13 protein-coding genes are annotated in these 13656 nt (G+C 43.7%); 10 read left to right on the top strand and 3 right to left on the bottom strand.

Annotated elements, in window-relative coordinates:
• Positions 1 to 364 precede the first annotated feature (364 nt).
• Positions 365 to 1240 carry an Hsp33 family molecular chaperone HslO gene (hslO, locus tag BLS16_RS00425; protein WP_092328519.1) on the top strand — a complete coding sequence of 292 codons (876 nt, stop codon included), beginning with the start codon at positions 365 to 367 and terminating at the stop codon, positions 1238 to 1240.
• A gap of 547 nt (positions 1241 to 1787) precedes the next feature.
• On the opposite strand, the gene rpmB is transcribed toward hslO, so the two are convergent.
• Positions 1788 to 1976, bottom strand: coding sequence for a 50S ribosomal protein L28 (gene rpmB, locus BLS16_RS00420; protein ID WP_014904509.1), 189 nt, complete (start codon positions 1974 to 1976; stop codon positions 1788 to 1790).
• Positions 1977 to 2254: 278 nt separating this feature from the next.
• Here rpmB and BLS16_RS00415 point away from each other — a divergent pair, with 278 nt between their 5' ends.
• From BLS16_RS00415 to BLS16_RS00390, 6 genes are all read left to right on the top strand, one after another.
• On the top strand, positions 2255 to 2611 hold the full coding sequence (locus BLS16_RS00415) for an Asp23/Gls24 family envelope stress response protein (RefSeq protein WP_034598596.1): 357 nt from the start codon (positions 2255 to 2257) through the stop codon (positions 2609 to 2611).
• Positions 2612 to 2691: 80 nt separating this feature from the next.
• Positions 2692 to 4338: a DAK2 domain-containing protein gene (locus BLS16_RS00410; RefSeq protein WP_092329122.1), complete on the top strand. Its 1647-nt coding sequence runs from the start codon at positions 2692 to 2694 to the stop codon at positions 4336 to 4338.
• A gap of 108 nt (positions 4339 to 4446) precedes the next feature.
• Positions 4447 to 5115 carry an L-serine ammonia-lyase, iron-sulfur-dependent subunit beta gene (gene sdaAB / locus BLS16_RS00405; protein ID WP_092328517.1) on the top strand — a complete coding sequence of 223 codons (669 nt, stop codon included), beginning with the start codon at positions 4447 to 4449 and terminating at the stop codon, positions 5113 to 5115.
• A gap of 114 nt (positions 5116 to 5229) precedes the next feature.
• Positions 5230 to 6093, top strand: coding sequence for an L-serine ammonia-lyase, iron-sulfur-dependent, subunit alpha (gene sdaAA, locus BLS16_RS00400; protein ID WP_092328514.1), 864 nt, complete (start codon positions 5230 to 5232; stop codon positions 6091 to 6093).
• Positions 6090 to 8654 carry an ATP-dependent DNA helicase RecG gene (recG, locus tag BLS16_RS00395; protein ID WP_092328512.1) on the top strand — a complete coding sequence of 855 codons (2565 nt, stop codon included), beginning with the start codon at positions 6090 to 6092 and terminating at the stop codon, positions 8652 to 8654. Before sdaAA ends, recG begins: the two co-directional genes overlap by 4 nt.
• A 180-nt stretch (positions 8655 to 8834) precedes the next feature.
• Positions 8835 to 8963, top strand: coding sequence for a small, acid-soluble spore protein, alpha/beta type (locus tag BLS16_RS00390; RefSeq protein WP_034598600.1), 129 nt, complete (start codon positions 8835 to 8837; stop codon positions 8961 to 8963).
• Between the two features lie 117 nt (positions 8964 to 9080).
• Here BLS16_RS00390 and gpr read toward each other — a convergent pair whose 3' ends face one another.
• Complete coding sequence (gene gpr / locus BLS16_RS00385) at positions 9081 to 10067, bottom strand: GPR endopeptidase (protein WP_092328509.1); 987 nt, start codon at positions 10065 to 10067, stop codon at positions 9081 to 9083.
• Between the two features lie 345 nt (positions 10068 to 10412).
• On the opposite strand from gpr, the gene rsmD reads away from it, so the two are divergent.
• Together rsmD and BLS16_RS00375 are read left to right on the top strand one after the other, a co-directional pair.
• On the top strand, positions 10413 to 10964 hold the full coding sequence (gene rsmD / locus BLS16_RS00380) for a 16S rRNA (guanine(966)-N(2))-methyltransferase RsmD (RefSeq protein WP_092328507.1): 552 nt from the start codon (positions 10413 to 10415) through the stop codon (positions 10962 to 10964).
• 17 nt (positions 10965 to 10981) lie between these two features.
• On the top strand, positions 10982 to 11476 hold the full coding sequence (locus tag BLS16_RS00375; RefSeq protein ID WP_176786022.1) for an ATPase: 495 nt from the start codon (positions 10982 to 10984) through the stop codon (positions 11474 to 11476).
• A 154-nt stretch (positions 11477 to 11630) separates the two neighbouring features.
• On the opposite strand, the gene ylbJ is transcribed toward BLS16_RS00375, so the two are convergent.
• On the bottom strand, positions 11631 to 12779 hold the full coding sequence (gene ylbJ / locus BLS16_RS00370) for a sporulation integral membrane protein YlbJ (protein WP_092328504.1): 1149 nt from the start codon (positions 12777 to 12779) through the stop codon (positions 11631 to 11633).
• Between the two features lie 71 nt (positions 12780 to 12850).
• Here ylbJ and BLS16_RS00365 point away from each other — a divergent pair, with 71 nt between their 5' ends.
• Positions 12851 to 13615: a patatin-like phospholipase family protein gene (locus BLS16_RS00365; RefSeq protein WP_092328501.1), complete on the top strand. Its 765-nt coding sequence runs from the start codon at positions 12851 to 12853 to the stop codon at positions 13613 to 13615.
• Positions 13616 to 13656: the final 41 nt, after the last annotated feature.

Raw genomic sequence — 13656 nt, 5'->3', positions numbered from 1 at the left:
ATCGCTCTTGATTCCGAAGCGAGCGTTGGCAAACCTCTGGGTTTTACTGCATGTGAACCCGTGCCACGCTGGCGCTTCGAAATCTAAGCGCGATTGACGCGACTCTGCCAAAAGGGTTCGCTACGCAAAATCACGCCCTCTGGGCTGAGGTCGACGGAAGTTTGGACGAAGTTGAGGTCGTGAAGTTGCTTTGTTTCACTTACCCTCGGCTTAATGCCGCGGAGAAGATGGAATATTTTGGAGTGGTTCTGTTTTACTTTGAATTTATAGGTGTAATGATTACATTATAGGGATAGGCTAAAGTTAATACCTGATGTTATTGTAAATTTTGGATTAAATAGATTTTTATAAAGGATTGACGATTATGCAACAAGATGAACTATGGATTGGGACTATGCTTGAGGGAAATGCTCGATGGGTTTTAGTAAAGTCCACGGATACAACAGATGAGGCTCGCAGACGTCATGGTATGTCTCCGGTTGCTACAGCGGCTCTAGGGAGATTAATGACAGGGGCTCTTATATTAGCTAGTTCCCTTAAAGGGGATGAGAGTATTACTTTGCGTTTATTAGGTGATGGTCCTTTGCAAGGGGTTGTTGCTGTGGGGAATGCGCAAGGGCAAGTGAGAGGCTATGTGCGTGAGCCTTTAGTTGACCTGCCTCTTAAGGCTTCCGGCAAACTTGATGTGGGGGCTGCGGTTGGCCTTGGCGAGTTGTCCGTTAGCAGGAGTTTACAGAATGGTGAGGTTTATACAGGGATGGTTCCCTTGGTTAGTGGGGAGATCGCCGAAGACTTAGTGAATTATCTGTTAAACTCTGAACAAATTCCTTCGGCTTTGTTGCTGGGGGTTTTAGTGGAGAAAGATTATCACGTTGCGGGGGCAGGTGGGTTTTTGATCCAGCTATTGCCGGGAGCATCTGAAGAGGTTATTCAGACGATAGAAAATCTCTTGGGTCAATTAGAGACGGGCATTAGTGAGCTAGTAGCTCAGAGTGAAAGTATGGATCAGCTATTGAGCCGTTTGATGGGGCAGCTTTCGTACCAGGTCCTTGAACGGCGTCCTATCGGTTTTACGTGTACATGTTCAAAAGAACGGTTGAGTGGTACCTTGGTGTCCTTGGGGAAAAAAGAAATAGCAGACCTAATCTCGGATGAGAAAGCCGAGATGGTGTGCCATTTTTGCAATGAGCATTATCATTTTGATGTGGATGAGCTGCGGGAGATTTGGGAGAGGGCATAATGGGGGAGGGCATGATGTTGCTCCGCTCACCCATGGCGCCGTCGCTATCGCGCTTGATTCCGAAGCGAGCGTTGGCAAACCTCTGGGTTTTCTGCATGTGAACCCACTGCCACGCTGGCGCTTCGAAATCTGAGCGCGATTGACGCGACTCTGCCAGAAGGGTTCACTGCGCAAAATCATGCCCTCTGGGCTGAGGTCAACGGGGAGCGTGGGACGTGGGGTCGGGGGAGGGCATGATGTTGCTCCGCTCACCCATGGCGCCGTTGCTATCGCGCTTGATTCCGAAGCGAGCTTTGGCAAACCTCTGGGCTTACCTGCATGTGAACCCAAGCCACGCTGGCGCTTCGAAATCTAAGCGTGATTGACGCGACTCTGCCAAAAGGGTTCGCTGCGCAAAATCATGCCCTCTGGGCTGAGGTCGAAGGGGGCGGGGGAAAAAAGAAAGTCCTCCGAAGATTTCCTTGGAGGACGTAAATGCTTTAGATTATGATTTTGGGATGAGGGCAAAATGAAAAAAGCCCGAGCAAAATGTCGGGCTTTTGATTCATTAAGCGCGTTGTACTTTTCCGGAACGTAAGCATCTGGTGCAAACTTTGATCCGGGCAGGAGTGCCGTTCACAATAGCACGAACATTTTGCAAGTTTGGTTTCCAAGTTCGCTTTGTTCTTATATGAGAGTGGCTGACTTGAAATCCAGTGACTACTCCTTTGGCGCATACAGCACAAACATTAGCCATGCGCTAAACCTCCTTTGCAGCCGAAATGACACTTATACATTCTATCAAAAGTCCTTCGGATTGGCAAGCCTTCCCTGGAGAAATTTCGGGTTATGAGGGGATAATAATTCATTAAGGCAGATTAACTAGAAACAAGTTAGTTATTTTATTTGTAAAAAGATAATTTTTTTGAAAAATTCTGGGATCTGGAAATTTTTTTTTACTTTTTCTTTGAACATTTTTCATTTCCTTGGTAGAATAAGTTCAACGTGGACGATACCGGAAGGGGAGGGTCCTTTATGGGAAAAGAAATTATTAATCATTTGGGTAAAATTGAAATCTCTGAAGAAGTCATTTCCACGATTGCAGGTGCTACAGCAGTTGAGTGTTACGGCTTAGTCGGTATGGCCTCACGTAAAATTACGGATGGCGTGGCTGATATGTTGGGGCGAGAGAATTTAGCCCGTGGAGTGGTGGTTACGGTTAAAGACAATGAGGTTGTTATTGACCTCTATATCATTGTTGGATATGGTGTTAAGATTTCTGAAGTTGCCGCCAGTGTTATGGAGCGCGTTCGTTATACCACTGAAAAGCTCACGGGATTAAACGTGTCCCAAGTGAATGTGAACGTAAAAGGTGTTCGCGTTTTAGAGTAGGCAAAGATTAGGGGGATACGGTTTTGAGACCAGCAGCTACAAAGATAATAAGTGTTCTTGACGGACAACTATGGAAACAAATGATGGTGTCGGGCGCGAAAGCCCTGGAACTAAAAAAGCACGATGTTGATGCTCTGAATGTGTTTCCTGTACCGGATGGAGATACGGGAACAAATATGTTCTTGACTATTCAGTCTGCGGCGAAGGATGCCGAGAAAAATAATAGCCAGTCTATCGGCGAAGTTGCATCTGCAGCGTCGATGGGCTCTTTAATGGGTGCCCGCGGAAATTCAGGAGTTATATTGTCTCAGCTATTAAGGGGTATCGCGAAAGGCTTAGAAGGGCTAAATACTGCAAATGCTCTTCAAATTGCGCAAGCTCTCCAATCGGGAGTTGACACAGCCTATAAGGCAGTCATGAAACCCGTGGAGGGTACAATTCTTACAGTTTCGAAGGAGACTGCACGAGCTGCTTTATCTATAGCCAAAAATGGTGGAACCATACTAGAGACTCTTCAGGAGGCCCAGAAACAGGGCTTTAAAAGTTTGGCCAAAACTCCGGAAATGCTGCCCGTACTTAAGCAGGCTGGGGTAGTAGATGCTGGGGGGCAGGGATTCCTCATTATTTTAGGTGGATGGATTGGAGTATTGACCGGAGAAACTCTAGTAGATACTTTCAACGAAGTAGATAGTTCTTCAAAGATAAGTGATGCCGGGTCTACCGAAGCTAAACATGAGTTCCTGCAAATTGAGAACTTAGACTATCCCTATTGTACTGAATTCTTGGTAAAGGGAACGGATTTACGTGTTGAACAAATAAAGCATGATTTATTAGACCGAGGGGATTGTCTGCTAGTAGTAGGAACACCCGAAGTTGTAAAAATTCATGTACATGTTAAAAACCCGGGCAAGATCTTAGATTATGCTATTCAATGGGGTACATTGCACCAGGTGCAAATTCACAATATGTTAGAACAGAATGAAAATATGGCTCACGCTATGAAAGAAGACACAGATAAAAATGGGGAAGAGATTAGTAAGGAAACCAAAGACGAAGAACAGGTGCTTAAAGAATTTGGAGTAGTCGCCGTTGCAATGGGTGAGGGAATTGCTGAGGTCTTTATGAGCCTCGGAGTTGATGAAGTTGTGTATGGTGGGCAAACCATGAACCCAAGTACAGAAGACCTTTCCGAAGCAGTCCGAAAGGTTCCGGCAAAACAAGTTTTCATCCTTCCTAATAATGGGAATATAATTATGGCTGCTCGTCAGGTAAAAGATGTTGTACAAGAGCAGCAAGTCCATGTAATCTCTAGTAAGTCTATACCTCAAGGGATTTCTGCGCTGCTAAGCTTTAATGGCGAGGGAGACGCTGAGACGAATCTTAAAAATATGGAGCGGGGACTAAAGAGTGTTCGTTCGGGAGAGGTAACGTATGCTGTTCGGGACTCTCAATACGGAGAGTTAACGATTTCAGACGGTGATATTTTAGGCTTGGTTGAAGATGTTATAGTGACCACTGGAAAATCCATCAATGAAGTGGCAAAAGCCACACTGGATAAGATGGAATGGAAAACCCATGACTTGGTTACAATATTTTATGGAGAAGAGACAAAACTTGAAGATGTTGAACGACTCCAAGATTGGCTCCGAGAAGAGAATTCGAACATCGAAGTTGAGATTCATCCCGGTAGGCAACCGCTCTACTATTATATCTTTGGTGTGGAATAGGTTAACCTCCGGAATTTATTCCGGAGGTTCTTTTGTATAAGTGAAACTAAGGTTGTGGTTTTTAGACTTGGCGTCTGCCAAGTTTTCTACATACGGGAGGGAATCATTTTGGCAAAGAGTAATGTTTTTGATCTGCTTGGGCCAATCATGGTAGGTCCATCTAGTTCACATACAGCGGGAGCAGTCCGCTTAGGTGGAATGGCTCGAAAAATCCTAGGGGAAGAACCTGTCGAAGGAACAATTTTTCTACATGGTTCCTTTGCCAAGACAGGCAAAGGGCATGGCACAGATCTAGCATTGCTGGCTGGACTGCTAGGCATGCTTCCTGATGATGAACGAATACCGGATGCTTGGAAAATTGCTGAGGAACGAGGCCTTAGCGTCAAATATGAAGTCATTGATCTAGGGGAAGTTCATCCTAACACGGTGAAGTTTGATTTGAAAGGAAAGAATGGTGTTCATCTTCAGGTGATCGGTTCATCGATTGGCGGAGGCACCATAGTCATTGGCAAAATTAATGAATATGAAGTGGATATTCGGGGGGACTATCCGACACTTGTAGTTTTGCATCAGGATCTCCCAGGCGTAGTTGCTCAAGTGACTCTTCTTTTAGCAACTGCCCAAATTAACATAGCCAGTATGCGTGTTGCACGAGAAAAAAAGGGAGCCCAAGCACTAATGATTCTAGAAACTGACCAGACTATTGATAAAGCTGTTCTTGAATTACTGAGGAAATTGCCTAAAATTGAGCAAGCAATGGCAATAGAGCCTTTATAATAATGGCAATCAATTATGGGCAGAAAGCACTGCTTACCGAATATCAGTACAACTACGGTTGTCGCCTGAGCCTATGGCTTGGCGTTAGCCAAGTTATAATAGGAGGAAAACAAGATGCGAGCCTATGAAGATTGGGTAATTGAGGCTGAATCTAAAGGAAAAAAACTTAGCGAAGTTATACTTGAAGATCAAATGGAAGAATTGGAGCAAACGGAACAAACCCTTTTCGAACGAATGAATAATAACCTAAAGGTCATGAGAGGATCCGTAGAAGCAGGGTTAAGTGGCAAACGGCGCTCTGTGTCAGGCCTGGTGGGAGGAGACGCAGCCAAAGTAGAAGAACGCAGAAAAAAAGGCAATAACTTAGTTGGGATGGAAATAAGCGGTGCTATTGCTAAAGCTCTCGCAGTAGCAGAAGTTAATGCTTGTATGGGTAAGATCGTTGCAGCACCGACCGCAGGGTCTTGCGGAGTCCTTCCGGCAGTCTTGTTGACGGTTGAGGAGGTATGCCAGTCTTCGGAGAGAGATATTATCCTAGCCCTTTTCACCGCGGCCGGATTAGGGATGGTTCTTACTGAACGTGCCAGCGTTTCAGGCGCAGAAGGTGGGTGTCAGGCTGAAATTGGCTCGGCTGCTGCTATGGCCGCAGCGGCTGCGGTTGAATTAGCGGGAGGGTCTCCACGACAGACTGCTGATGCTGCAGCGATTGCGATGAAATCAATGCTTGGTTTAGTTTGTGACCCTGTAGGAGGGTTAGTAGAGGTACCCTGTGTTAAAAGGAATGCTACAGGTGCTACTATTGCTTTAGCCGCTGCTGAAATGGCACTTTCCGGAGTGAAGAGTGCAATTCCAATTGATGAGGTAATAGATACAATGGGCCGGGTGGGTAAACAAATGCCTTGTGCTTTAAAGGAAACTGCTCAGGGTGGCTTGGCGGTAACGCCAACAGGACGACGAATTCAGGCGGATTTTCTATGAAACTTACCCAAGTTCAATTAGTTTTAAGCAATTTTCAAAGGGCATTGGTTGCCGAGGAAAGACAAGGTTTCACCAATGGGGGGGTATTAGGGGGATTTAATGCTTTTTTAAAAGGGATTATTCCCAGACTGGAAAAATTATTCCCCGGTAAGGATTTGGAGTTGCTGAGTAACCTGGCGCAAAACTATTCAAGTTTAAGTCCTCTCCGCCGTAGAGAAGCCTTTTCCGAACTTCGACGGTTCATGACAGAAATAACAGGTGAAGTAGAGCAGAACACTATAAACAGTGGTTTGGCTGAAAATGAACGTACCTCTAGCAAGAAAATATCGGAAAATGGGACGTCTAAAAGGGATAATCTTCTGATGTCCCTCGTTCAGGAAGAGCGGAATATTGACGTTAATGAGTCTCGGTCTTTTAGACAAAGCCAGCAAAGGCCGGAGAATCCTCAAGATCATAATAAACTAAATATAAGCCAGGGACATCAGTTGACTAATCCGTCTTTGGAGGATCAAAAAAGTTCTAAGAGTAAGACTATAGCCCAAAAAGATAACCCCTTACAATTTCTCAAAGGGGTTGGTCCGGAAAGGGCCAGGCTGCTTGGACAGCTTGGGATACATACGATAAAAGATTTGCTGGAATATTATCCGCGAAGGTACGAGGATCGTCGTAAGCGGATGATTAGCGAGCTGAAAGACGGAGAATTAGCAACCGTTGAGGGAAAAGTAGTCGCAGGGAATGTGCTTAGTGGCAAGCTGAGAGTGGTAAAGTTAAGCATCGAGCAATCTGGACGCTTACTTCAGGCAACTTGGTTTAACCAACCATTTATTCTCAAACAATACCCGGTAGGAACTCAAGTTTCAGTGACAGGGAAAGTGAATTGGCAGCAACAGACGCCGGAATTATTGGCGACAGATATTGAAAAAGTGAATATTAGTAGTTCATCGGATAAATCTGACCAAGGACAAACTATTTTGCCAGTTTATCCAGAGACAGCGCGCCTATCTTCAAAAGTAATCCGGAGCTTAATCCAAGGAGTACTTAAGAATGTAGAGCAAGAGTTTCCTGAAATCTTGCCCGCTGAGGTATCAAGAGATTGGATGAAACGTTCTCTTGCTCATCGAGAAATTCATTTTCCCAAGACTTATCCCAGGCTAGCCCAGGCGAGGGAGAGATTGGTCTGGGAAGAGGTGCTTTTTTTGCAATTAGCAGTCGCAGGGTTGCGCCAAGGAATTGTGCGAATGGGTAGTCCCTCTCTTACTGGTGGAGAAGAATTGCTTCAGAGCTTTTATAAAGGGTTGCCTTTTGAACTAACTGTGGCTCAACAGCGTGTAATTCAAGAGATATTCAATGATTTATCCAGATGCCAAGGAATGGCTCGCTTGGTTCAAGGAGATGTGGGATCCGGTAAGACCGCAGTTGCTATGGCAGCATTATTGCGTGCGGTAGGTTCGGGGTATCAAGGGGCCATGATGGCACCAACAGAAATTTTGGCGATACAACATTTTCAAGCTCTTGAGAAAGTATTCACCCCTTTGGGCATTTGTGTGGTTTGTTTACTAGGAAGTCAGAGTAAGAGTTCCCGAGAGAGAACACTGGAGATGATTTCCAGTGGACAGGCCCATGTCGCCGTTGGAACCCATGCGCTTATCCAAGAGACAGTTGTGTTTAAAGCCCTCGGCCTTGCTGTCACCGATGAACAACATCGCTTTGGTGTAAGGCAGCGCTCTTTGTTACAAAGCAAAGGTGAAAGTCCTCATGTTTTAGTGCTTACCGCCACCCCAATACCGAGAACCTTAGCCTTGACACTCTATGGGGATTTGCAGCTTTCAATCCTTGATGAGATGCCTGTGGGGCGAAAATCGATAATTACTAGAAAGTTGACAGAACGAGCTCGTCCGAAAATGGAAAAATTCCTAGATGAGCAAATTAATCTAGGCAGGCAAATTTACGTGGTTTGTCCATTGGTAGAAGAATCCGAAACTCTGGATCTTATTTCAGCAACCCAGAAAGCGACAGAACTTCGGGAGAGATTTCCTAATCACCACATCTCCCTTTTACATGGCAAAATGAAAGGGTTGGAAAAGGAAGAAATTATGGCAGCCTTTAATGCTGGAGATATTGATATACTGGTAGCTACTACAGTAGTGGAAGTAGGAGTAAATGTACCCAATGCCTCAGTTATGGTTATTGAATCAGCTGAGCGGTTTGGCCTTGCCCAATTACACCAACTAAGAGGACGAGTTGGTCGGGGGAGTGAACAATCGTATTGTTTTTTAATGTCGGGAGGTAAGGGGAGTCAACGCTTAGATATCCTTTGTCAGACTGAAGATGGCTTTAAAATTGCTGAAGAGGATATGCGTCTAAGAGGAACCGGGGAGTTATTAGGGATTAGACAGCACGGATTAGCTGAATTGCGTCTTGCTGATCTTTCTCGAGATGGATACCTTGTTGAAAAAGCTTATCAGATGGCCCAAAAGATTTTGCAAAGTCCTGAGAGGTATGATTTGATTCTTAATGAAGTACAAAAAAGGTTTCCTCCGGAGGATATCGGGGTACATTAGGCAGAAATTGTTAAATATAAGTAACTGATCATTGTTATTTTACTCTCTTTTTGGGAGGAATTGCCGAGTATGAACTTAATCATAATGTCTAATAATAAGAGCAAATCTTAAAAAGAATTAATAAGCATGACAGTAGCGAAGTAGGTCTGCTGTTCTAAAAAAATTAAGGAGGGGAAACTTTTGGCTAAATCGACTAAACCAATGATTCCGTTGACACCCGAGTTAGAGAGGTTCAAGTACGAGGTTGCTCAAGAGATTGGAATAGCTAATCGAAAACACAAAAGTTTCCCGAATTCGCCACAGGAATAGAATAATATGAAAGGGTCAGGTTTTATCCTGACCCTTTCATAAATTCTAACAACTATCATTACTCATAATTCCGAGAATAACTAAAATTGTTAATGATTCAATTATTCATTCTCTTGTCTATTGCAAATACCGCTCATAGTCTTCCCGATCAATTCCGGGATGTAAGCTGATAGCTAATGAGCCGGCAATAATCTTGGCAACAATTTTAATGAGAGAGTCGATCTCTTTAGGTGTTACCATTAGATTGCCTTGAAACGGGGATAGAACATCGTCGATGATTTGACTAAACACTTCGGGTTTTATACCCTTATAGAGTTTGTAGAGCTGAGGACTGGTTACGAATTCTTTAAACACACCTTCCACTGCATCGTGGGCAATGATACCTGCATTAACAACCGTCGGAAGCCCAATTGCAATTACTTTGCAACCGATTGTTTCTTCAGTGATCCCAGCTCTTCTATTACCTACGCCCGAACCGGGGTGAATTCCGGTGTCTGATAGCTGTATGCTTGTACCAATTCGTTCCAGGGAGCTAGCGGCCAAGGCATCAATGGCTATGACTAAATCCGGTTTGACATGTTCTACAAGTCCCTTAATTATTTCTGCGGTTTCAATACCGGTAAGACCTAAGACCCCTGGGGCAATAGCGCTTATTTTTCGCAACTGCCCTTTTAACTCATCGGGAGATAGTTTAAACAGATGACGTGTCACCATGGTTTTGTCGATAACTTGAGGGCCTAGAGCATCAGGAGTTGCATTCCAATTACCCAAGCCGACAATTAGTATACTAGCGTCTTCCTTGAGATTCATCAACTCAATTAATCTATCAGCAAGAACATGTGTAATATCTTCATGAACAATATAATTGTTTGTCCGTATTTCAGGAGCATCAATGGTTATGTATTGTCCTTTTGGTTTGCCTATAGCTTCTACACCTTCTTCAGTTTCAACGGTGATAATAGTAACTTTAGCGTGTTCCAGTTGTTGTTCATTCATTAAGACGCCTGGTATTTCTTCGCCACTTTCTCCACGTAACATCTGGTGTGCTTCAACTGCCAGATCAAGTTGTACGTTAAGATGTTGATAAAGTTCTGATTTTTTCATGGTTTAAACTCCTTTATTCTTTAGAATATAATAATGGCAATTTTAAAAAAGTCACTGGGGCTATTTAAGCACCCAGTGAACAGAGGAAAAACGAAGGAAGAGCTGGATGGGGGAAGGGCATTCGATGAGTTATATGGTTCATCATTAGCCAAGTCTAGTATGTGATAAAATGTAAAACGATATACTTAATACAAGGAATTTAGTCTTTGCCTGTGGTATACTAATTTTATAGAAAATAATATATATTGAGTCATAAATTGTTGAAAAATATTGAAAAGAAACTAAAATAGGATAAGTCCTTGTAGCTGTTAAATTATTACTGCTATAATGTATCTTGGAGGATTTATGCGGATTATTGCTGGAGAAATGCGTGGTCGACAACTTAAGGCAGTTGAAGGAATACATACTCGCCCAACCTCGGATAAAGTAAAAGGCGCGATTTTTAGCGTACTTGGAGAAAAGGTCTTAAATTCTCGGGTATTAGATCTTTTTGCAGGAACGGGGAACTTGGCTATTGAAGCCCTTTCCCGAGGCTCTCGTGAAGCGGTTTTGGTAGAAAAAAATCATGACGCGTATCAGGTTATTCAGAAAAATCTTAGTCTTCTTGGAGTAGCTGATAAGACAAAACTACATTTGATGGATGCTTTTAAGTTCATTGATAGATATCCAAATGAAGTTTTCAACTTAATCTTTTTGGATCCCCCCTATCGGCAGGAACTTATTCCCAAAGTAATCCAATCTATAAAGGATTTTGCCTATTTAACACCTGACGGAGTGATTGTCGCTGAGACTGCCAAAGATGAAGATTTAACAGGAGTCATTTATCCCTTCGAAATTCGCAAAACAGGGGAATATGGAGATACGAAAATATGGTACCTACAGAGAATGGATGTATGACGAGGGAGAGGATATATATGGAAACTGATATTCAAAGTTTGATCAATGAAGTCGAAGAAATTGTCGATCATGGGACTAAGATTCCTATGACAGGTAAGGTTTTGGTTGATGATGCTGTAATCTTTGAATTGCTGGATCGTGTGCGGGCAGCTTTGCCAGAAGAAATCACCAATGCCAAATGGGTTTTAAAAGAGAGACAGCGTATTTTAGATGAAGCACAGACAGAAGCACAGAAACTTATTGAACAAGGAAAAACCTATATTGATAAGATGGCTTTAGAAAATGAAGTGGTTAAACAGGCTCAGGACTATGGCGAAAACATTGTTAAACAGGCCCAAACATTTGCAAGGGAAGTAAAAACCGGCGCTGTTCAATATGCTGATGAAATGCTTAAACATGTTGAGAAAAGCCTGTATGAAACCCTACAGGCCTTACGTCAGAACAGAGAAGAGCTGAAGGGGTTAGCAAAAGAAGAGCGAACCGGTCGGTCTGAAGTGGAGGAGAGTGAGTAAAGTACTCACTCTTTTTCCTTGTGCTTTATAGTATAAGGTCGTAGATTTCAGAAGTGTAAGTACTGAGGGAGACGCCTTGCTGGGGACTTGGGCTTGAGTTTCATTACTTGATTTGAAAATATGACTTATTTGTTATATAGTAGATTCCTATCGCCTAGTTGCGAAAGCGAACAATAGCGAGAATGGAAAGAACAGACATGCAACCTAAGAATACCAGAGCACTTATCTGCCAACTATTCCAGAAAAGGGTCGACGGGTCAACAATTCGAACTGGTAGGCTTGAGGTGGGAACCTTCGCAACTGAAAGGAAAATCTGACTAAGCCCAAGAGCGATGAATGCATGAAGAGCCCTGGCTATTAAAAATGAGGAAAAGCGCAGGTCGGTGCCGCTTATCAAACCGGCAATTTGAGCAAATACGGAAAGTCCACCCCAGCCCATTATAAGGGCGAGCATGGCAACTTGCTGATTGAGTGTCGAAAGAGCTTGAATTGCTTCTTGACATCCTAGGGTCATTTCAAAGAGTCCATTAAAAAAAGCCTGTAGAACCGGAACTTCTAGAATTTGGATAATCCTGTGGCTGATGGTAGCTAATAATAAAGGAACATGCCAAAGGTTTAATAGACGAAGGATTACTGAAAAAATCGCCATAAAACCTGCTACCATAAGGACTGTGTTTGTACTTTGCTTAACGGCATCACTTAGGATTTGCCCGAATGAGCGGTTTTCTCTGTTTTGGGCATGTTTCATCTCCTGCCAAGCTCTTCCAAATGAAGGGGTTGAAGAATTTTGCAGGGATTTAGGAGCTGCCTTATAGAATCGAAAGAGAAATCCGACAATCAAATTGGAAAGATATACAGAACCTGCTAATACTATCCCTAGTGTCGGTTCACCGAGCATACCGGAAGCGACTGCCCCGAACATGAAGCCCGGACTGGGATTGTTAGTAAATGCTAAGAGACGTTCCCCTTCTTCGCGGGTTATTTCTTTGTCGTTGCGCAGCTTAGCAGTAAGTACTGCCCCCATAGGAAATCCTGAAGTATATCCCATGGCCACAACAAAGGCCGCTTTCCCGGGAAGGCGAAAAACTGGACGCATAAAAGACTCCAGAAGAACTCCTAAAAAGTGGACGAAGCCAGAGGCCATCAAAAGTTCTGAAAGAACAAAGAACGGGAGTAATGCCGGGAGGACAAAGCGCCACCAGAGAGTCAGGCCCTCACCGGCTGAGCCGAGGACTTCCTGTGGATATATAAACATTCCCAGGGCAAGAAGACTTAAAGCCAGGACACGAATGAGATTGGACATGAAAACCCACCTTCCTTCATAATTTATATGGAAGAATGGCTGTCCCTAGAAGTCTTGGGGAGGGAAAATCTGTGAATCCAAAAAAAGGGCTTGTTTTAGGTGCCGGAGGTGCACGAGGGTTTGCCCATTTAGGTTTTTTGCAAGTGCTTCAGGAAGAAAAGATAAGTATGGATCTCGTAGTCGGGTGTAGTGCAGGGGCTATATTCGGTGCCTTATGGTGCGCTGGTATGGATCTCTATCGCGTTGAGCGCCTGTTGACCTACCCGGGGTTTGCTAAAAAAATATTAGATCCTGCCGTTTCCAAAGAAGGATTAATCAAAGGGGATAGGATACTAGAAGTCCTGCGTCTTTTGACCAGAGATATGACCTTTGCTGATCTTAAACTTCCCTTAGCCATTGTGGCGACAGATCTTGAAACAGGGGAACTTGTTATATTTAAAGAAGGGAGTGTAGCTCAAGCAGTTCGGGCCAGCATTTCGATTCCTGGCTTTTTTAAACCCTATCGTTATCAAGGTCGGCTTTTGGTTGACGGGGCTGTTAAAAATCGATTACCCGTTCATGTTGCCCGGGAAATGGGAGCAGAAATAGTTTTAGCTGTCGATGTTAAAAAAGGGTTGATGAATAAACTCAACAGTGCTATGGACATCTTGCTGCAATCCATCGAGATTTTAGAGGATGAAGTATTTCGGGTGCAATGTCATGGAGCTGATCTGCTATTGCAACCTGATATTGGACATATCGGAAGTTTCCAGTTTGATCGAGCCGAAGAAGGCATTAGGCTGGGACGAAATATTGCGTTGACGAAATGTTCTGAGATTAAGAGAATAATGGCGTAAGGGGTTAAAAAAGCTTGGTTTTTATGCTACACTTTATAAAT

The sequence above is a fragment of the Desulfosporosinus hippei DSM 8344 genome, from assembly GCF_900100785.1.
Classification (GTDB): Bacteria; Bacillota; Desulfitobacteriia; order Desulfitobacteriales; family Desulfitobacteriaceae; genus Desulfosporosinus; species Desulfosporosinus hippei.
Note: the sequence above shows the minus strand (reverse complement) of the source record. Positions and strands in the feature narration are given on the sequence as shown.

What these genes read in the sequence shown, in the direction of transcription:
- ylbJ (WP_092328504.1), bottom strand. Translation starts at nt 12,779, where the DNA reads ATGTCCAATCTCATTCGTGTCCTGGCTTTAAGTCTTCTTGCCCTGGGA.
- hslO (WP_092328519.1), top strand. Translation starts at nt 365, where the DNA reads ATGCAACAAGATGAACTATGGATTGGGACTATGCTTGAGGGAAATGCT.
- rsmD (WP_092328507.1), top strand. Translation starts at nt 10,413, where the DNA reads ATGCGGATTATTGCTGGAGAAATGCGTGGTCGACAACTTAAGGCAGTT.
- BLS16_RS00410 (WP_092329122.1), top strand. Translation starts at nt 2,692, where the DNA reads ATGATGGTGTCGGGCGCGAAAGCCCTGGAACTAAAAAAGCACGATGTT.
- sdaAA (WP_092328514.1), top strand. Translation starts at nt 5,230, where the DNA reads ATGCGAGCCTATGAAGATTGGGTAATTGAGGCTGAATCTAAAGGAAAA.
- BLS16_RS00415 (WP_034598596.1), top strand. Translation starts at nt 2,255, where the DNA reads ATGGGAAAAGAAATTATTAATCATTTGGGTAAAATTGAAATCTCTGAA.
- recG (WP_092328512.1), top strand. Translation starts at nt 6,090, where the DNA reads ATGAAACTTACCCAAGTTCAATTAGTTTTAAGCAATTTTCAAAGGGCA.
- rpmB (WP_014904509.1), bottom strand. Translation starts at nt 1,976, where the DNA reads ATGGCTAATGTTTGTGCTGTATGCGCCAAAGGAGTAGTCACTGGATTT.
- gpr (WP_092328509.1), bottom strand. Translation starts at nt 10,067, where the DNA reads ATGAAAAAATCAGAACTTTATCAACATCTTAACGTACAACTTGATCTG.
- BLS16_RS00375 (WP_176786022.1), top strand. Translation starts at nt 10,982, where the DNA reads ATGGAAACTGATATTCAAAGTTTGATCAATGAAGTCGAAGAAATTGTC.